This is a genomic window from Aminobacter sp. AP02 (assembly GCF_003148805.1).
Classification (GTDB): Bacteria; Pseudomonadota; Alphaproteobacteria; order Rhizobiales; family Rhizobiaceae; genus Aminobacter.
The window spans coordinates 35138-52977 of the sequence record NZ_QGGX01000008.1; the positions used below are offsets into that span (position 1 = coordinate 35138).

The following is a 17840-nucleotide window of genomic DNA, read 5'->3' on the forward strand; positions in this document are numbered from 1 at the left end:
TATGACAAGGGCGGGCAATGGATAGACGTGCGACCTACTGGCCTAAGGTTCCAAGCACATCCCGCAGCGCCAGCGGCAGGTCCTCGGCGATCAGCCCAGGCCCAAAGCGCCGCGCCGCCTCGGCGTGCATCCACACCGCAGCGCATGCCGCCTCGAAGGGTGGCATGGCTTGCGCGATGAGGGCCGCAACGATGCCCGACAGCACGTCGCCCGAGCCGGCGGTCGCCAGATGCGGCGTGCCGTTGGTATTGATCGCCGCCCGACCGTCCGACGCTGCAATCACCGTGTCCGGCCCTTTGTAGACAATTGTCGCAATGGCACGCCTGGCTGCCGCTCGCGCCCGCTCCAGCTTCGACAGCGTGCCGTCTGCCGCAATGTCGGGAAACAGGCGCCCGAACTCGCCGTGATGTGGCGTCAGCACCAGCGCCGGCGCACTCGACCGCTTCGCCGCCTCGAAAAAGGCCGCACGCTGATGCGCAAGCGAGGTGATGCCGTCGGCATCGAGCACGAGCGCGCCAAATCGTCCGTCGGCGACCGACATCAGTTCGACAGCGAAACGCCCGATCTCAGGCTCGGGTCCGAGGCCAGGGCCATAGACCAGAACCTCGGGCTTGCGCGCGCCCAGAAAGGCCAGTGCGTCCGCGAGCGTGTCCGAGCGCCTCAGGATGATCGAAGTAAGATGTGCGGCGTTGGCGGCCAATGACGCGCTTGGTGACAGCACCGTCACCGCCCCCGCCCCAGCCCGGGCCGCAGCCATGGCGGACAGGCGCGCAGCACCGGTTGCCGACGGACCGCCGGAAAAAACACCGACATGGCCGCGACTGTACTTATGGGCATCACTGGCCGGCGCCGGAAACAGCTGTCGCCACCACGCTGGGTCGTTTTCAAGGCATTGTGTGCCCGTGGCGATAACTGTGGGATCGGCAATACCGATATCGGCGACGACGATCTCGCCGCAATGCGCCCGCCCCGGAAAGAGCAGGTGTCCCGGCTTCTTGCGGGCAAAAGTCACGGTCAAGGCGGCCTTGAACGCATCGCCAAGCACTTCGCCCGACGCGCCCGACACACCCGACGGCAGGTCGACCGCGACAACGGGCACGCCAGTCTCCACCGTCTGCGCGATCACTGCAAGAACCTCGTCCGCCAACGGCTTGGACAAGCCTGCCCCGTAAAGCGCGTCGACCACCACTGAGCCTGTTTCGGGTGCGAAAGCCGCCAACGCCTGAACCTCGACTGGACATTCGGCGGCAGCAAGTGCTCCATCGCTGCCGGCGCGTGGGTCGCCTGTGGCGAAAATCCTGACGTCGACACCGCTCTCGGCTAGCAGGCGCGCAACGACATAGCCGTCGCCGCCATTGTTGCCTGGCCCGCAAAGCACATGCACCGGTGCAGCCCCGCCGAAGCGCGCAAGGATGACATCGGCGATGGCCCCGCCAGCCCGTCGCATCAGGCCAATTCCGTCCACTGGCCCGGCAGCGATCGTCAAGCGGTCTGCCTCGGCCATCTCGCTTGGGGTCAGCAGTTCAAACGCCATGACGGTCATCCCAGGTCGGTTGCGACGGAGGCCTGAGAGTTAGCACGCCGCCAAATCCGGCCCAAACGGCAATGCGGCTGGATCGTTGCGTACAAATCATGAGCACGTTGCTGATTTTTTATGCATGAACTCGAGGAGCGAAGCGATGAAATTTTGTGCGCATCTCGACCAACCGGGCGGAATCGGCTCCAATCACCACGTCTTCGGCTGCCTTCAGGGCAAACCGAACAAAGTCACTTAGTCCACTCGACTTGGCACGCTTCGTGCTTGAAAGATGCGCGAGTGGGTGCATCACCCCCTGGTTACGGCATCGGAGGCCATATTCGCATGAAAAAGATCGAAGCGATCATCAAGCCGTTCAAGCTCGACGAAGTGAAGGAAGCGCTTCAGGAAGCCGGCCTGCAAGGCATCACGGTCACCGAAGCCAAGGGTTTCGGCCGCCAGAAGGGGCATACTGAGCTCTATCGCGGCGCCGAATATGTCGTCGACTTTCTGCCCAAGGTGAAGATCGAAGTCGTGCTCGGCGACGAATCGGTCGAAGCCGCGATCGAAGCCATTCGCAAGGCCGCCCAGACCGGCCGCATCGGCGACGGCAAGATTTTTGTGTCCAACATCGAGGAAGTCGTGCGCATTCGCACCGGCGAGACCGGCGTCGACGCGATCTGACCTCGATACATTCTCGTTCAAACGTCATCACACAGGGAAACATCATGACGACAGCCAAAGACATCATGAAGCAGATCAAGGACAACGACGTGAAGTTCGTTGACCTGCGCTTCACCGACCCGAAGGGCAAGCTCCAGCACGTCACCATGGACATCGCTGAAGTCGAGGAAGAAATGTTCGCCGACGGCGTCATGTTCGATGGATCGTCGATCGCCGGCTGGAAGGCCATCAACGAGTCCGACATGGTGCTGATGCCCGACATGGACACTGTCCATATGGACCCGTTCTTCGCCCAGTCGACGATGGTCATCCTGTGCGACATCCTCGACCCGGTTTCGGGCGAAGCCTACAACCGCGACCCGCGCGGCATCGCCAAGAAGGCAGAAGCCTACCTCAAGGCCGAAGGGATCGGAGATACCGTCTATGTCGGTCCTGAAGCCGAGTTCTTCGTCTTTGACGACGTCAAGTACAAGGCCGACCCCTACAACACCGGCTTCAAGCTCGACTCGACCGAATTGCCGTCGAACGACGATACCGACTATGAAACCGGCAACCTCGGCCACCGTCCGCGCGTCAAGGGCGGCTATTTCCCGGTCCCGCCGATCGACAGCTGCCAGGACATGCGCTCCGAAATGCTGACCGTGCTGACCGAAATGGGCGTGCGCGTGGAAAAGCATCACCACGAGGTGGCGGCCGCCCAGCACGAACTCGGCGTCAAGTTCGACACCCTGGTCCGCAACGCCGACAAGATGCTGATCTACAAGTATGTGGTTCACCAGGTCGCCAACGCCTATGGCAAGACGGCCACCTTCATGCCCAAGCCGATCTTCGGCGACAATGGCTCGGGCATGCACGTCCACCTGTCGATCTGGAAGGGTGGCAAGCCGACCTTCGCCGGCAACGAGTACGCCGGCCTGTCGGAGAACTGCCTCTATTTCATCGGCGGCATCATCAAGCATGCCAAGGCGATCAACGCCTTCACCAACCCGCTGACCAACTCCTACAAGCGCCTGGTGCCGGGCTATGAGGCCCCGGTCCTGCTCGCCTATTCCGCGCGCAACCGCTCGGCCTCCTGCCGCATTCCGTTCGGCAATTCGCCAAAGTCCAAGCGCGTCGAAGTTCGCTTCCCCGATCCGGGCGCGAACCCCTATCTCGCTTTCGCCGCCCTGCTGATGGCCGGCCTCGACGGCATCAAGAACAAGATCCACCCCGGCCAGCCGATGGACAAGGATCTCTATGACCTGCCGGCCAAGGAACTCAAGAAGATCCCGACCGTCTGCGGCAGCCTGCGCGAAGCGCTTCAGAGCCTCGACAAGGATCGCGGCTTCCTGAAGGCCGGCGGTGTGTTCGACGACGACCAGATCGACTCGTTCATCGAGCTGAAGATGGCAGAGGTGATGCGCTTCGAAATGACCCCGCACCCGGTCGAATACGACATGTACTACTCGGTGTAGCACCAGAGAATTCGACAAAAAGAGGCCCCGGAGCGATCCGGGGCCTCTTTTGTTTGCGCAGAGGTCGCATCGACGTGGCCCACTGCCCCGGCAACATCCAAGCGTACAAAAAAAACCCGGGGTCGCCCCGGGTTTTTTCCGAAACACTCGTCTCGAAAGATTATGCGGCAGCCTTCTTCTCGAAGCTGGTTGGCACGGCCGAGATCGTCTTCAGGATCTGCGAGGCGATCTGGTAGGGGTCGCCCTGCGAGTTCGGGCGACGATCCTCGAGATAACCGCGATAGTCGTCGCGTACAAAGCTGTGCGGCACGCGCACCGACGCGCCGCGGTCGGCGACGCCCCAGGTGAACACGTTGATCGAGGCGGTTTCATGCTTGCCGGTCAGTCGCAGGTGGTTGTCGGGACCGTAGACGGCGATGTGCTCTTCGCGCGCTTCGCCGAAGGCGGTCATCAGAGCTTCAAAATAGGCCTTGCCGCCGGCCTCGCGCATGAAGGCGGTCGAGAAGTTGGCGTGCATGCCCGAGCCGTTCCAGTCGGTGTCGCCGAGCGGCTTGCAGTGATACTCGATGTCGATGCAGTACTTTTCGGTCAGACGCTGCAGCAGATAGCGAGCGAGCCAGATCTCGTCGGCCGCCTTCTTCGAGCCCTTGCCGAAAATCTGGAATTCCCACTGGCCCTTGGCCACTTCGGCGTTGATACCTTCATGGTTGATGCCGGCGTCGAGGCACAGGTCGAGATGTTCCTCGACGATCTGGCGGGCAATGTCGCCGACGTTCTTGTAGCCGACGCCGGTGTAGTACTCGCCCTGCGGTGCCGGGGAGCCGGTTTCGGGGAAGCCGAGCGGACGACCGTCCTTGTAGAAGAAATACTCCTGCTCGAAACCGAACCAGGCGCCATCATCCTCAAGCACGGTGGCGCGGGTGTTCGAAGGGTGAGGCGTAACACCATCCGGCATCATCACTTCGCACATGACGAGCACGCCGTTCTTACGCGCGGGGTCTGGATAGACGGCGACGGGCTTCAGAACGCAATCCGAGCTCTTGCCTTCCGCCTGCATCGTCGAGCTGCCGTCGAAGCCCCAATAAGGAAGCTGCTCCAGCTTGGGGAACTCGGCGTATTCCTTGACCTGCGTCTTACCGCGAAGGTTCGGCGTCGGCGTATATCCGTCCAGCCAAATATACTCGAGCTTGTACTTCGTCATGCTAACCTCTCAGTGTCGTGTCTGTCCGCCATCGGCGGCCTTCGTCGACCTGAGATATGCAAGCCCCGTGCCAATTGAAAATCCCCGCATTTGCGCCTGACGTTTATGGCGCAAAAACGGGGATGCACAAGGAATGGGCAAATTTGGACAGGACTGCTGACGTTCTGCTCAAGGACTGAGCGAAGGGCGGCCGCGTGTCAGTCCGCCCTCAGCGCCTCAAGCAGCGCCACCGCGGCCAGCATGTCGCGTTTGCGGTTCGCACGGCGAGCTACTGCCTCGGAATCCTGGCCCCAGTGCTCGATCTGCCAATCTTCGTCGACATGGGCTGCGGCCCAGGCCTCATCGACCGTCATTTCGCCCATCTCCACCGCCAGCGCCAACAATGCCGAACCGGTCAGCGTGGTCATGACATGGAGTGCCGCGAGCGTCATCGGCTCGGCGCGCTGGGACAGGTGTACGCCGAGCGCGGCAATCGCTTCGCGCGGCTGGTCGACATGCATGACGCCTTCGGCCAGAACGAAGCGTGCGCCAAGCGAAGCGCGCGCCCAGTCGAGGACAGGGTCCCAAGCCTCGGCCTGCCGTTCGACCAGCCGCTCAGGCTGGTCGGCGCGGTAGCAAAGCAGGTCGGACGACGAAAAGCGCAGGATATCCTCAAGCACCGCCTGCGGGTCGGTCGCAACGCCGTCGATCGCCGTGTTGACCAGACGCAGAACGGGCATCGTAAAGGGATCGATGACCTCGACCTGGGCCGCGAATTCGTCGGCGACCAGCTGTGCCGCGGCTGCGGTCGGCAAGGCCAGCAGCGCCCTGCCGGGCGTGCGCACATTCTTGCCATCGAGTTGGACCGCATGATCTTCGTCCAAAGCGGCAACGGCTGCAGTTTTATAGAAGCGCTTGGGCAGCTGCTTCTGCATCGAGCTCTGGGCGCGGCGGATCGGATCGGGATCGGACAGCCCGTCGCTGGTTTCAAGGTCGCTCAATATGTCTCGCATGTCTACTCCGTTACGCCAGCCCGAATTCGCTGCGGCCGGTTCACCACAACCAGCCCGGCGGCAATCAGGCCAAGGGCCAGAAATATCTTCCAGGTTAAAGGCTGACCCAGCACCAGCCATCCGCATATCACGCTGAATGCCGGCGCCAGAAAGGCAAAGCTGGAAAGTGCCGCTGCCGGATATCGCCGCATCAGCCAGAACCATAGAATATAGGTGAAGGCAACGACATAAACAGACTGGAACAGTAACGCACCCATGGCCACCGGAGTCACCTCGCGTAAGGCTGGTCCGGCCAGTGGCACCAGCGGGATTGCCATCAACGACGACACGACCAGTTGGTAGAGCAGCACCTTTTCGGCCCCGGCAGTGGCAAGTCTGGTCTTCTTGATGGCAAGCGTGGTCAGCGCCCAGAGAAGGCCGGCAATCAGGCTGAGTATGTCGCCCAACAGCGTGGAAGACATTTCGCCGCCCAGCTTGTCGGAAAAGATCACGACCACGCCGCAGAACGCCAGCACGAGGCCGCAAAACTTCTGCACCGACATGCGCTCGCCAAGCCAGAAATGCGCACCGACAAGGATCCAGAACGGCATCGTGCTGACAAGCAGGGAGTTGCGCGCCACCGTGGTGTATTCGAGCGCGATGAACACCAGGATGAATTCGCTGCCGAACAGCAAACCGGCAAGGATGCCGCCCCAGAGTGTGCCATCCTTGTTGAACAGCGGTATGCCGCGATAAAGGCACCACAAGAACACCACCAGGCAGCCGATGCCCGAGCGCGCGACATTGAGGAAGATCGGGTTGAAACCGCCTGTGGCGAGCTTTGCGGCGACGCCGTTCATGCCCCACGAAAAGGTGAGCAGAAGCATGAGGCCCACGGCTGCGGTATCGATGCTGTCGCGGCGGTCGAGCGGCTGGGTTGCGGCTGTCATGAAAATTCCTCCGCGCCGGGCGAGCGCGATCCGATGGGTCGACCAGTCCGTCGACGCCATGCAGCGGATCCAGACCGGCAATGCGGCTTGGCGCGGAACATATCGCAGGCCGCAGCACGCGGGTTGGTCCAGCTAGTCGATAAGGGTGAGCAGTTCGGCCGGTGTGTCGAGCACGGCGTGCGCGCCTGTGGCAAACAGGCCCTCGCGATGATGGTAGCCCCATGAAACGCCGATGGCGCGGGCGCCGGCACTTCTGGCCATCTGCATGTCATAGACGGCGTCGCCAACCACATAGGTCGAAGCCGGGTCGATGCCGGTTTCAGCACAACATTCCAGCACCATCGCCGGATGCGGCTTCGACGGACAATCGTCTGCGGTACGAATGGTCAAGAAATGGTGCTCGTAGCCATAGGTTTCGAGCACCCGTTGCACCCCGCGCCGCGACTTGCCGGTGACCATGCCGATGATGACATCGTCGCGACGGGAAAGCGCTTCGATAAGTTCGGCGATGCCATCGTAGAGCGGTTCATGAAAACTTGGCAGCTGACGCCAAGCTATGAAATGCTCCTTGTAGCGCTCGGCCAGGCGCGCGCATTCGGCGTCGCGCGGACGTCCCAACAAGGTCGCGATGGCGAGATCGAGCGTCAGCCCGATAATGCTCTTGGTCGCCTCGGTCGTCGGCTCCGGCAGGTCGGCCTCACGAAACGTCGCCACCATGCAGCCATGGATGATGTCAGCGCTGTCGACCAACGTGCCGTCGCAATCGAACAGGACCAGCTTCAGCGATTGGGACGCGTTGCCAGCCGACGAAGCAGCCGTCACGCCGGCTCACCGCTTTCATCGTCGAAGCCGATCAGGTTCCAGCTCTGGCGCATATGCGGTGGCATCGGTGCGGTAACATCGATGACGCCATGATCGGGATGCGGAATAACGATGCGGCGCGCATGCAGATGCAGCTTGTTCTGCAGGCCGCCGGGGAATTCCCAGTTGGTGTCGTGTTCGAAATATTTCGGATCGCCGATGATCGGGCAGCCGATATAGGCCGCGTGCACGCGCAACTGGTGGGTGCGGCCGGTATAGGGCTCCATTTCGAGCCAGGTCAGCGCCTGAGCTGCCTGTTCGAGCACACGGTAATAAGAAACCGCATGGTCGGCGCCCTTTTCGCCATGTTTTGCGACGCGCATGCGGTCGCCGTCTGGCGTCTGTTCCTTGATCAGCCAGGTCGAGATCTTGTCTTCGCGCTTGGGTGGCGCGCCCTTGACCAGGGCCCAATAGGTCTTCTTGGTTTCGCGGGCGCGGAAGGCCTCGGCGAGCTTCATAGCGGCAAGACGCGTACGCGCCACGACCAGAACACCAGAGGTGTCGCGGTCAAGCCGGTGCACCAGGCGCGGCTTTTCGCCCTTCTTGTTGCGCCAGGCTTCAAGCATGTCGTCGAGGTGACGCACCACGCCCGACCCGCCCTGGACGGCGAGGCCGGCTGGCTTGTTGAAGACGAAAACCTTGGGGTCTTCGTAAAGCAGCATCTGCGCCAGCACGTCGCCGTCGTCCTGATTGCGCATGGTGCGAGCAGTCAGCGGGCCGTCACCCTTCTTGTCGACTTCAAGCGGCGGGATGCGGACGACCTGGCCGGGCTCGACACGTGTGTCGGCCTTGACGCGCCCGCCATCGACCCGGATCTGGCCCGAGCGCAGCAGTTTTTGCAGGTGGCCGAAGCCGAGTCCCGGAAAATGGGCCTTGAACCAGCGGTCGAGCCTCATGCCCGTTTCGCCGGCTTCCACCGTGATCTGTTCTACGCCAGCCATTTTTCAATCGTCCTTTTCGAAGCGGCCCAATAGCATCAGCCGATGCTTCTTGCGAGCCACAATCCCAGGAACAGGGCCAGAATGGCTGAAATGACGCTGGCAAACGCATATCCGAGAGCCGGAAGTGCCGATCCGCGCTCCCACAAAGTGGCGAAATCGAGTGAAAATGCTGAAAAGGTCGTGAAGCCACCGAGGATACCTGTGGCAACGAACAACCTGAGTTCGTTCGATGCGCCGCCGCGGCGCGCAAGCCAGCCGATGAACAGGCCCATGGCAAACGAGCCAACAATGTTGATGACCATTGTCCCCCACGGGAAATTCGGTCCCATGAGCCTTAGTGCCAACAAGTTGACGACATGGCGCAGCGACGCGCCGATGGCGCCGCCGACTGCAACGAGCGATAGATGAAGCATCGAGATGTCCTGCCTGCGCGGATATCAGGTCAATAGCACAGCTCCCGCCCGCCCCGGTGTGATGGCTGGGCGAGCAACGGATTAGGCTGTGGACAAGGCACCCCTGCCGCAGACCATTGTTGGGAAGGCCGCTGCCGGGCTATAGCATCGCCTCATGCAACCTTCCAAAGACATCTCCCGCCTGATCGAGATCATGGCAGCGCTTCGCGAACCGGAAACTGGCTGTCCGTGGGACATCGAGCAGAATTTCGCGACGATCGCGCCCTACACGATCGAGGAGGCCTACGAGGTCGCCGACGCGATTTCGCGCAACGACATCGACCACCTTCGCGAGGAACTTGGGGACCTGCTGCTGCAGGTGGTTTATCACGCGCAAATGGCTGAAGAGGCCGGCGAGTTTGCCTTCGGCGACGTGGTTCAAGCCATCACCACCAAGATGATCCGCCGCCACCCGCATGTCTTCGGCGACGCTCAGGCGCGCGAGGCACGTTCGGCAAAGGGAATGTGGGAAAAGATAAAGGCGGAGGAAAAAGCCGAAAGGCGCGCCGCCCGCCTCGCCCGCGGGCTCGATCCCGAAGATCACGGCAAGGGTTTTCTCGACAGCGTGCCGGTGGCGCTGCCGGCTCTGACTCGTGCGCTCAAGCTTCAGGAAAAGGCCGCACGCGTCGGCTTCGACTGGGGCGAAGCGGCCCCTATCCTTGACAAGATCGAAGAAGAGATCGGCGAATTGCGCGAAGCCATGGCCAAGGGCGAACAGGCTGCGGTCAAGGATGAATTCGGCGACATGCTGTTTGCGCTGGTCAATCTCGGCCGCCACCTGCAACTCGATTCCGAGGCGGCGCTTTCAGGAACCAACGACAAGTTCCGCAAACGCTTCCACTACGTCGAAAAGTCGCTGGACGACGCAGGACACAGCCTGGAGGCTGCGACACTCGACGAAATGGAAGCATTGTGGCAGCAAGCAAAGACCGCGAAGTAGCGCGCTCTAGCCTTTGTTCTTGCGCAAGATTTTCGCCGCGATCTCATCACGTGCCGAGGCTGTCGCCCGGATTGTCATCGACACGCTGCCATCGTCATTATCAGTGCGCGAGACGACATCGCCATTGCGGTAAAGCCAGTCGATCTGCCCAAGCTGGCTGGGTTCGAGCGTGACATCGATCGATTCTAGTTCGCCCGAAACACGTTGCTCGATCAGACCGGTCAGTGCTGGAATGCCCTCGCCTGTGATCGCCGAAATGGCGATCGGTGGCGTCTTGCTGCCATTGGCGCTGTCGGCAAGCAGACGTTCGCGATTGCCTTCGTCAAGCTGGTCGATCTTGTTCCAGACTTCGATTACGCGCTCCGTATCGGCCGCATCGACCCCGAGATCAGACAAAATCTGTTCGACATCGGAAGCTTGAGCGGCCGTATCCGGGTCGGAAATGTTGCGCAGATGGATCACCAGATCGGCCTCGACGACCTCTTCGAGCGTAGCACGGAAGGCTGCGATGAGATGTGTCGGCAGGTCGGAGATGAAACCGACGGTGTCGGACAGGATGATTGGCGTACCATGCGGCAATCGCACCCGGCGCAAGGTCGGATCGAGCGTCGCAAACAGCATGTCTTCGGCCAGGACACCTGCGCCGGTCAGGCGATTGAACAGCGTCGACTTGCCCGCATTGGTGTAGCCGACGATGGCGACCACCGGAAACGGCACCTTGCGGCGCTTTGCGCGATGCAGGTCGCGTGTGCGAACCACGGTCTCCAGCTCGCGCTTGAGCTTGATGATCTTTTCCTGCAGCGCGCGCCTGTCGGATTCGATCTGGGTTTCACCGGGGCCGCCGAGGAAGCCTGCGCCGCCGCGCTGGCGCTCAAGGTGGGTCCAGCTGCGGACCAGCCTGCCCTTCTGGTAATTGAGATGGGCGAGCTCGACCTGCAGCGTGCCTTCCTTGGTGCGCGCGCGCCGGCCGAAAATCTCGAGGATCAGCCCGGTGCGGTCCAGCACCTTGGCGTTCAGCTCTTTTTCAAGGTTGCGCTGCTGCACGGGCGTCAGCGGATGATCGACGATGACCAGTTCCGCTCCGAGCTCCTTCACGATAGCAGCGAACTCCTCGACCTTGCCGCTGCCCAGCAATGTCGCTGGACGCGGGTCGTTGAGGGTCACGATCGCTGTGTGAACGGGTTCGAGATCGATCGCCCGTGTCAGCCCGACAGCCTCGTCGTGACGAGCATCGACCGAACGCTGTAAGCGTGGGCGCGCGGTGTCGTCGTCACCCTTGGGCTGGCGCGTCAGCACCGGCACGATGACGACCGCGCGCGTGGGGGCACCGTCGCCCCCTACCGATTCGGGTCCATTGCTGTCACCGGCCTTGTTGCCGGCGTTTCTGTCGCGTGCCAATCAGCCGCCCTGGCTTTCCTCGCCATCGAACATCTGAACCGGCTGGCTCGGCATGATCGTGGAGATGGCGTGCTTGTAGACGAGCTGGGAGTGCCCGTCACGGCGCAACAAAACACAGAAATTGTCGAAGGAGGTCACAACTCCGGTCAATTTCACGCCGTTAATGAGGAAAATGGTGAGTGGGTTTTTGCTCTTGCGAACTGAATTCAGGAACAGGTCCTGAAGATTCTGCGATCGTTCCGCCATTGTTTTTTTCTTTCGCCGATCCCTGTCTGCTGCCAATGCGCCAAATTACCAGGCCCATGTCAAGCCAACAAACACCCCCTTGCCACAACGCATGGCAAGCTGAATGAGAGGAATTTAACCATTTACGCCCAAGCGGTTATCAGGCTTGGATTTTTTCCGCAATGTCAAAAAAGGCATCCCGAAGGGAAAGCGCAACCGACCCGGGGTGCCCGTTGGCGACCGGCTGGCCGTCAATCTCGACAATCGGCATGATCAAGGTGGTTGCAGCGGTGATAAACGCTTCGCGCGCCGTTTTGGCCTCATCGACGGTGAAGCCGCGCTCTTCGATCTTCAATCCAAGCTTGTCGGCGACCGCAAACAGGGTGGTGCGGGTAATGCCGCGCAGGATGCCGCTTTCGGCCGGACGTGTGACGAGTCGCCCGTCCTTGGTGACGATCCAGGCGTTGGTTGCGGCGCCTTCGGTGACCTTGCCGTCGGAATCGACGAACCACGCCTCCTGGGCGCCGGCCTCCTTGGCCTGCTGGCGTGCCAGAACATTGGGCAAAAGGCCAACGCTCTTGATATCGACGCGGTCCCAGCGATTCTCCGGGACGGTTATCACCTTGATCCCCCTGCTTGCCCGCTTGGCGGCAGCAGCCGGATCGGTGCGCTTGGCGGTCACCACCAGCGCGGGTCGCGTGCCGTTGGCCGGGAAGACGTGATCGCGCGGTGCCACGCCACGCGTCACCTGCAGATAGACCATGCCATTGCGGACACGATTGCGGCCGATGACCTCGCGCATGATGTGCACGAGCGCCTTGCGGTTGACCGGCCAGTCGATCCTGAGTTCGGAAAGCGACCGCTCAAGCCGGTTGAGATGGCCGACGCTATCGACGATGAAGCCGCGCGCCACCTCGCAAACCTCGTAGACGCCGTCGGCGAATTGATAGCCCCGGTCTTCGATATGCACGAAGGCGTCCGAATGGGCGACGTAACGCCCGTTGACATAGGCAATGCGCGGCATGGTTTTTCGTACCCTTGAGATTTCACGGCGTTCTAGACGATGTGCCCCATTCGGCAATGAGCAAAGGGCTGATCCCGATCAGAAGAATTCGAGGCTGACCCTAAACATCTGCTCGACTTGCTTGACCGCCTTGTCGAGCGCAAAAATGACGACACGGTCCTTGGGCTTGATCTTCACCGACCCGCTCGGCTTGACCACGTGGCCGTCGCGATAAATCGCGCCGATGCGCATGCCGTCGGGCAATTCCAGATCGCGCAGCAGCGTGCCTACCAAAGGAGAGGTTTCGAGCGCCTCGGCTTCGATGATCTCGGCGGCACCACGCTGGATCGAATGCACCTGTCTGATTCGTCCGCGCCGGACATGCTGGAGCACACGCGAAATGGTAACCGCGCTCGGATTGACGTGAGCATCGATGCCCAGTGGCTTGGTCAGGTCGTGATAGGCCGGGTTGTTGATGAGCACGAGGTTGCCCTTGCAGCCAAGGCGCTTGGCCATGACGCTCGACAAGATGTTGACCTGGTCGTTGTTGGTCAGCGCCACCATCAGGTCGGCATCCTGGATATCTGCTTCCATCAGCAGCTTCTGGTCGAGCGCGCTGCCATTGAGCACCACCGTCCGGCGCAATTCGTCGGCGACCTTGACCGCCCTCTCCCGGGTCGCCTCGATGATCTTGATCTTGGTGCGGCTCTGCCGTTGTTCGAGCGTGCGTGCGACGAACAGTCCGATGTTGCCACCGCCGGCAATGACGATGCGCGTTGCCTCCTGCTCGTCATGCCCGAACAGGCCAAGGGTGCGGCGCACCTGATCCTTGGTTGTCACCACATAGGCGAGATCGCCCGCCACCAGCTGGTCGGCCGAATGCGGGATGAAAAGGCGGTCGTTGCGGGTGATGCCCACCACCGTCGACGGCAGATCCGGAAAAAGCTCGCTGAGCTGTGCCAAGGGCGTATTGATGACCGGGCAATCTTCCAGGCACTCGATCGCCACCATGATGATGTGGTTTTCGGCGAACCGGACCACGTCGGTAGCGCCCGGCAGCGAGATGCGCCGAAGCACCATTTCGCCAACCTCGAGCTCGGGCGAGATGATCACGTCGATGGGGAGGTGTTCGCGCGAAAACAGATCCTGATAGTGCGGCTGCAGGTAGGATTGCGAGCGGATGCGCGCGACCTTCATCGGTACGTTGAACAACGCATGCGCCACCTCGCAGGCGACGATATTGACCTCGTCGAACAAGGTCACAGCGATGATCATGTCGGCGTTCTGCGCGCCGGCCGCCTCCAGAACTTCCGGGTGCGAACCATGGCCGACGAAACCGCGCACATCGAGCTGGTCACGCACCGCATGGATCAGATCAGGCGCGGTGTCGATGATCGAGACATCGTTTTTTTCAGCAGCAAGCCGCTCGGCGATGCCGTAGCCGACCTGTCCAGCCCCGCAGATGATTACGCGCATGTGGGAAGTCTATCCTGGCTGGCGGCCGGCATTCTTAGGGAGCGAAATCCGGTTTCGATCTTCGGAATCACGCCTCAGACGCCAAGCGACTTAAGTTTGCGGTGAAGTGCTGAGCGCTCCATACCAATAAACTCGGCCGTCTTCGAGATGTTGCCGCCGAAGCGATTGATCTGGGCGATGAGATACTCCTTTTCGAACATCTCACGTGCCTCGCGAAGCGGCAGCGCCATGATGTGCTGGTCCGACTGGCTTGGCGCGCGTGGCATCACGTCGCCGATCTCCGATGGCAGCAAATCGGCGGTGATCGGCTGTTCGGGATTATCGCCGCGCGCGAGAATCAGCAGCCGCTCGACATTGTTGCGCAGTTGTCGAACGTTGCCTGGCCAGTTGTGTGCCTGAAGCACGGCGAGCGCGTCGTCGCCGATCCGGCGCGGCTTGATGCCGGCCTGCTTTGCCATCTGCTTCATGAAGTTGTCGACGAGATAAGGAATGTCTTCCCTGCGCTCGGCGAGCCCCGGCACCATGACCGGCACGACGGCCAGGCGGTGATAGAGGTCCTCGCGGAAGCGCCCTTCGGCGATCATCGCCTCCAGGTTCTGCGCCGTCGACGAAATGATGCGCACGTCGACCTTGACGCGCTTGGTGCCGCCTACGCGCTCGAACTGCTGCTCGACAAGTACGCGCAGGATCTTGTTTTGCGTCTCGCGCGGCATGTCGGCGATTTCGTCGAGGTAAAGGATGCCCTGATGAGCCTCTTCCAGCGCGCCGACCTTGCGCTCGCCACCGTTGGATTCGGTGCCGAACAGCTCGATCTCCATGCGCTCGGGCGTGATGGTCGCGGCGTTCAAAGCTACAAACGGGCCGGACTTGCGTGCCGACAATGCATGGATGGCGCGCGCTGCCATCTCCTTGCCGGAACCCGACGGGCCGATGATCATGATACGGCTGTTAGTCGGGGCGACGCGGTCGATGGTCTGGCGCAATTGACTCATGGCCGACGACATGCCGATCAGATCGTGGGTTTCGCCGCTGCGCATCTTGAGGTCGGAAACTTCGCGCTTGAGCTTCGACGTTTCCAGCGCCCGTTCGGCGATCAGAATCAGCCGATCCGCCTTGAAAGGCTTTTCGATGAAGTCATAGGCGCCGCGCCGGATCGCCGAGACAGCGGTCTCGATGTTGCCGTGGCCCGAGATCATCACGACAGGCAGGTTGGGGTGCAGCGTCCTGATCTCGTCGAGCAACGCCAGGCCATCGAGTCTTGAGCCCTGGAGCCAGATGTCGAGGAACACCAGACGCGGCGCTCGGTCCGCGATGGCGGCAAGCGCACTGTCGGCGTCGAATGCCGTGCGGGTTTCATGCCCTTCGTCGCTAAGGATGCCCGCGACCAGTTCGCGGATGTCTTCCTCGTCGTCAACGATAAGAATATCAGACGCCATTTCTGACCTTTTCGGTTTCTCTGACCTGCACTGCGTCCCCGGCCCCTTTGGGTGCCGTAGCTTCTTCGGCTGCCGCAGGCAGGATCATGCTGATCATCGCGCCGCGCCCGCCATGGAAATCGGCTGGTGCGTCGTGAAGTTCCAATCTTCCGCCGTGGTCCTCGACAATCTTCTTGACGATAGCGAGGCCGAGGCCCGTGCCCTTCTCGCGGGTCGTCATATAGGGCTCGAGAAGCCGTTGGCGATTTTCTCGCGGCAATCCCTTGCCGTTGTCGATGATATCGATGCGGATCGAATTGCCGTCATGGTGTGCACGGATCTTGATGACCCCTGATTCACCAGTCTGGCGCTCCGCCGCTTCGATCGCTTCGGCCGCATTCTTGATGACGTTGCCGAAGGCCTGGGCCATCAGACGGCTGTCGAATGTACCTTTGAGTGGGCCGGGGGTGATTTCGCGTTCAAAGGCGATGTCGGAGCGGCTGACCTCAACCAGGAACGACGCCTCGCGCAGCGGCTCGCGGATGTCGACCACCTTCATCTCCGGCTTGGGCATGCGCGCGAATGCGGAGAATTCATCGACCATGCGACCAATGTCGCCGACTTGACGAATGATGGTATCGGTACATTGGTCGAAGATCTCGCGGTCCTCGGTGATGACCTTGCCGTAGCGGCGACGGATTCGCTCCGCCGAGAGCTGGATCGGGGTGAGCGGATTCTTGATCTCATGGGCGATGCGTCGCGCAACATCCGCCCAGGCAGAGCTGCGCTGCGCGGTGACCAGATCGGTGATGTCGTCGATGGTGACGACGTAGGACTTGTCCCCGACTTCGCTTTCGCCTTCTTCCACCGTCACCTGGACGTTGAATGTCCGCTCTGCGCCTGCACGATAGAAGGTCACCTGCTCGCGATAGACGGCACGGCCCGACTTGCGGCCGATTTCGAAGACGCGGCCGACATGCGGCAGCAGGATCGACAGGTTCTGACCCAGCGACTGCGAAGCCGAGATCGCCAGCATCTCCTCGGCCGACGGATTGACGATGGTTATGCTGCCATAGGGATCGACACCGATGACGCCTGCGGTGACGCCCGAAAGCACGGCCTCGGAGAAGCGCCGCCGCTCGTCGATGACGTCCTTGGCGGTCAGGATCTCGTTGCGCTGCGACTTGAGTTCCAGCAGCATGTTGTTGAAAGTGTCGCTGAGCGCGCCGACATCGCCATCCGATTGGCGCACGGGCACCGAAACGTCGAGATTGCCGGTCGCCACCTCGTCGGCGGCGCCGATCAGCTGGCGGATCGGCCGCACCAGGCGGTCGGCGACGGCAATACCGGTCCAAATGGCCGAAAGCACCACGATCAGTGTCAGCCCGAGGTAAAGCAGCGCGAAGGCAATTTGCGTCGTGCGCCGGTTGGCGCCGAGATCACGATACTCGTCGGTGTTGGCGGTGACGATCTGGCGCGCCCTGATCACGTCGGGATCGACCAGCCGGATCGTGTAGAGGTACAGCCCTTCGATATCGCGCAGCTTGACGATAGCGCCGACGATATTGCGAGTCCGGGGATCGATCAGCACCGGCTTGCCGTCGGCTGCCGCTTCCACGGCTGCCGCTGGTGGTTCAGGCATGGCAAAATCAGCGCCCGTCTTGGCGCTCATGACGAACGAACCGTCGGGCCTGATCAGTGCTGCGTGCGCGAGCGCGCGCAATTGCGCCTGCCTGCCCATGAAATCGAGGAATCCGCTGCGATCCAGACCGTATAGCGAACGCGCATTGTCGAGATCGTTGGCCATCGACAACGTCGTGCCCTGCAGGTTACGCGCGTTTTCCTGAACATAGGCTTCGGCAATCGACAGCGACGAATTGATGATGGTCTTCGTCCGGATTTCGAACCAGCGATCGAGCCCTATATCAAGAGTGATCGACGCGACGATGGCGACCAGCAGCGCCGGCAGTGCGGCCACCAGCGCGAACATGGTGACGATGCGCACATGCAACCGCGACGCCGCCTTGCCGCGCTTGCGCGCCATGACGATGCGTTGGACCTCGATGACGATCAGCACAACGAGGATCAGAACGAAAACCGCGTTGATGCCGATCAGCGTCAGTGTCGTCGTCGAATCGGGCGTAATCGGCGTGACGCCGACGAGGATGGCGAACGACACCGCAGCGGAAACCAGCGCGGCAGCAATAGCCACCACGCCCGGAAGCGCAAGGAGGCGACGGCCTTCCTTCTGCGCCCGTTCGGGAAAGAGCTTTTCGTTCTGAGGTTGTGCCTGGCTCGCCATGCTGCCGTGTAGAGACATTGATTGCGGCGCATCTATGCAACGCATTGTGGC

16 protein-coding genes are annotated in these 17840 nt (G+C 61.6%); 3 read left to right on the forward strand and 13 right to left on the reverse strand.

The window, feature by feature from the left end:
* Positions 1-34 precede the first annotated feature (34 nt).
* Positions 35-1534, reverse strand: a complete 1500-nt coding sequence (locus C8K44_RS11975; RefSeq protein ID WP_109576221.1) for an NAD(P)H-hydrate dehydratase — start codon at positions 1532-1534, stop codon at positions 35-37.
* Between the two features lie 327 nt (positions 1535-1861).
* On the opposite strand from C8K44_RS11975, the gene C8K44_RS11980 reads away from it, so the two are divergent.
* Together C8K44_RS11980 and glnA are read left to right on the forward strand one after the other, a co-directional pair.
* Positions 1862-2200 (forward strand): P-II family nitrogen regulator, encoded by a 339-nt coding sequence (locus C8K44_RS11980; RefSeq protein ID WP_055976860.1) that lies wholly within the window; start codon positions 1862-1864, stop codon positions 2198-2200.
* Positions 2201-2244: 44 nt separating this feature from the next.
* A complete protein-coding gene (gene glnA / locus C8K44_RS11985; protein WP_109576025.1) occupies positions 2245-3654 on the forward strand; it encodes a type I glutamate--ammonia ligase in 1410 nt (469 codons plus the stop codon).
* 160 nt (positions 3655-3814) lie between these two features.
* Here the strand turns inward: glnA and C8K44_RS11990 are convergent, their stop codons facing one another.
* From C8K44_RS11990 to crcB, 6 genes are all read right to left on the reverse strand, one after another.
* The gene (locus C8K44_RS11990; RefSeq protein WP_109576026.1) at positions 3815-4855 is read right to left on the reverse strand and encodes a glutamine synthetase beta-grasp domain-containing protein; all 1041 of its coding nucleotides are present in this window, start codon (positions 4853-4855) and stop codon (positions 3815-3817) included.
* Positions 4856-5052: 197 nt separating this feature from the next.
* On the reverse strand, positions 5053-5847 hold the full coding sequence (locus C8K44_RS11995; protein ID WP_109576027.1) for an ATP12 family protein: 795 nt from the start codon (positions 5845-5847) through the stop codon (positions 5053-5055).
* 2 nt (positions 5848-5849) lie between these two features.
* Entirely contained in the window at positions 5850-6776 is a 927-nt protein-coding gene (locus C8K44_RS12000) for a DMT family transporter (RefSeq protein ID WP_109576222.1), read from the reverse strand.
* Between the two features lie 132 nt (positions 6777-6908).
* Entirely contained in the window at positions 6909-7559 is a 651-nt protein-coding gene (locus tag C8K44_RS12005; protein WP_109576223.1) for an HAD-IA family hydrolase, read from the reverse strand.
* 35 nt (positions 7560-7594) lie between these two features.
* Positions 7595-8578, reverse strand: a complete 984-nt coding sequence (locus C8K44_RS12010) for an RluA family pseudouridine synthase (protein ID WP_109576028.1) — start codon at positions 8576-8578, stop codon at positions 7595-7597.
* A 35-nt stretch (positions 8579-8613) separates the two neighbouring features.
* Positions 8614-8991 (reverse strand): fluoride efflux transporter CrcB, encoded by a 378-nt coding sequence (gene crcB, locus C8K44_RS12015; protein WP_109576029.1) that lies wholly within the window; start codon positions 8989-8991, stop codon positions 8614-8616.
* 154 nt (positions 8992-9145) lie between these two features.
* Here crcB and mazG point away from each other — a divergent pair, with 154 nt between their 5' ends.
* Positions 9146-9970 carry a nucleoside triphosphate pyrophosphohydrolase gene (mazG, locus tag C8K44_RS12020; protein WP_109576030.1) on the forward strand — a complete coding sequence of 275 codons (825 nt, stop codon included), beginning with the start codon at positions 9146-9148 and terminating at the stop codon, positions 9968-9970.
* 6 nt (positions 9971-9976) lie between these two features.
* Here the strand turns inward: mazG and hflX are convergent, their stop codons facing one another.
* The 6 genes from hflX to C8K44_RS12050 form a co-directional block, all read right to left on the reverse strand.
* Positions 9977-11272, reverse strand: coding sequence for a GTPase HflX (gene hflX / locus C8K44_RS12025; RefSeq protein ID WP_245417464.1), 1296 nt, complete (start codon positions 11270-11272; stop codon positions 9977-9979).
* A gap of 96 nt (positions 11273-11368) precedes the next feature.
* A complete protein-coding gene (hfq, locus tag C8K44_RS12030; RefSeq protein WP_018428055.1) occupies positions 11369-11614 on the reverse strand; it encodes an RNA chaperone Hfq in 246 nt (81 codons plus the stop codon).
* 139 nt (positions 11615-11753) lie between these two features.
* On the reverse strand, positions 11754-12617 hold the full coding sequence (locus tag C8K44_RS12035) for a D-amino-acid transaminase (RefSeq protein WP_109576032.1): 864 nt from the start codon (positions 12615-12617) through the stop codon (positions 11754-11756).
* Between the two features lie 78 nt (positions 12618-12695).
* Positions 12696-14072 (reverse strand): Trk system potassium transporter TrkA, encoded by a 1377-nt coding sequence (trkA, locus tag C8K44_RS12040; RefSeq protein ID WP_109576033.1) that lies wholly within the window; start codon positions 14070-14072, stop codon positions 12696-12698.
* A gap of 74 nt (positions 14073-14146) precedes the next feature.
* On the reverse strand, positions 14147-15508 hold the full coding sequence (locus C8K44_RS12045) for a sigma-54 dependent transcriptional regulator (protein ID WP_109576034.1): 1362 nt from the start codon (positions 15506-15508) through the stop codon (positions 14147-14149).
* Positions 15498-17789 (reverse strand): PAS domain-containing sensor histidine kinase, encoded by a 2292-nt coding sequence (locus C8K44_RS12050; protein WP_199227079.1) that lies wholly within the window; start codon positions 17787-17789, stop codon positions 15498-15500. Before C8K44_RS12050 ends, C8K44_RS12045 begins: the two co-directional genes overlap by 11 nt.
* Between the last annotated feature and the right edge of the window lie 51 nt (positions 17790-17840).

What these genes read in the sequence shown, in the direction of transcription:
- crcB (WP_109576029.1), bottom strand. Translation starts at nt 8,991, where the DNA reads ATGCTTCATCTATCGCTCGTTGCAGTCGGCGGCGCCATCGGCGCGTCG.
- C8K44_RS11980 (WP_055976860.1), top strand. Translation starts at nt 1,862, where the DNA reads ATGAAAAAGATCGAAGCGATCATCAAGCCGTTCAAGCTCGACGAAGTG.
- C8K44_RS12045 (WP_109576034.1), bottom strand. Translation starts at nt 15,508, where the DNA reads ATGGCGTCTGATATTCTTATCGTTGACGACGAGGAAGACATCCGCGAA.
- C8K44_RS11995 (WP_109576027.1), bottom strand. Translation starts at nt 5,847, where the DNA reads ATGCGAGACATATTGAGCGACCTTGAAACCAGCGACGGGCTGTCCGAT.
- C8K44_RS11975 (WP_109576221.1), bottom strand. Translation starts at nt 1,534, where the DNA reads ATGGCGTTTGAACTGCTGACCCCAAGCGAGATGGCCGAGGCAGACCGC.
- trkA (WP_109576033.1), bottom strand. Translation starts at nt 14,072, where the DNA reads ATGCGCGTAATCATCTGCGGGGCTGGACAGGTCGGCTACGGCATCGCC.
- C8K44_RS12050 (WP_199227079.1), bottom strand. Translation starts at nt 17,789, where the DNA reads ATGGCGAGCCAGGCACAACCTCAGAACGAAAAGCTCTTTCCCGAACGG.
- glnA (WP_109576025.1), top strand. Translation starts at nt 2,245, where the DNA reads ATGACGACAGCCAAAGACATCATGAAGCAGATCAAGGACAACGACGTG.
- hfq (WP_018428055.1), bottom strand. Translation starts at nt 11,614, where the DNA reads ATGGCGGAACGATCGCAGAATCTTCAGGACCTGTTCCTGAATTCAGTT.
- C8K44_RS11990 (WP_109576026.1), bottom strand. Translation starts at nt 4,855, where the DNA reads ATGACGAAGTACAAGCTCGAGTATATTTGGCTGGACGGATATACGCCG.
- C8K44_RS12035 (WP_109576032.1), bottom strand. Translation starts at nt 12,617, where the DNA reads ATGCCGCGCATTGCCTATGTCAACGGGCGTTACGTCGCCCATTCGGAC.
- C8K44_RS12010 (WP_109576028.1), bottom strand. Translation starts at nt 8,578, where the DNA reads ATGGCTGGCGTAGAACAGATCACGGTGGAAGCCGGCGAAACGGGCATG.
- C8K44_RS12000 (WP_109576222.1), bottom strand. Translation starts at nt 6,776, where the DNA reads ATGACAGCCGCAACCCAGCCGCTCGACCGCCGCGACAGCATCGATACC.
- mazG (WP_109576030.1), top strand. Translation starts at nt 9,146, where the DNA reads ATGCAACCTTCCAAAGACATCTCCCGCCTGATCGAGATCATGGCAGCG.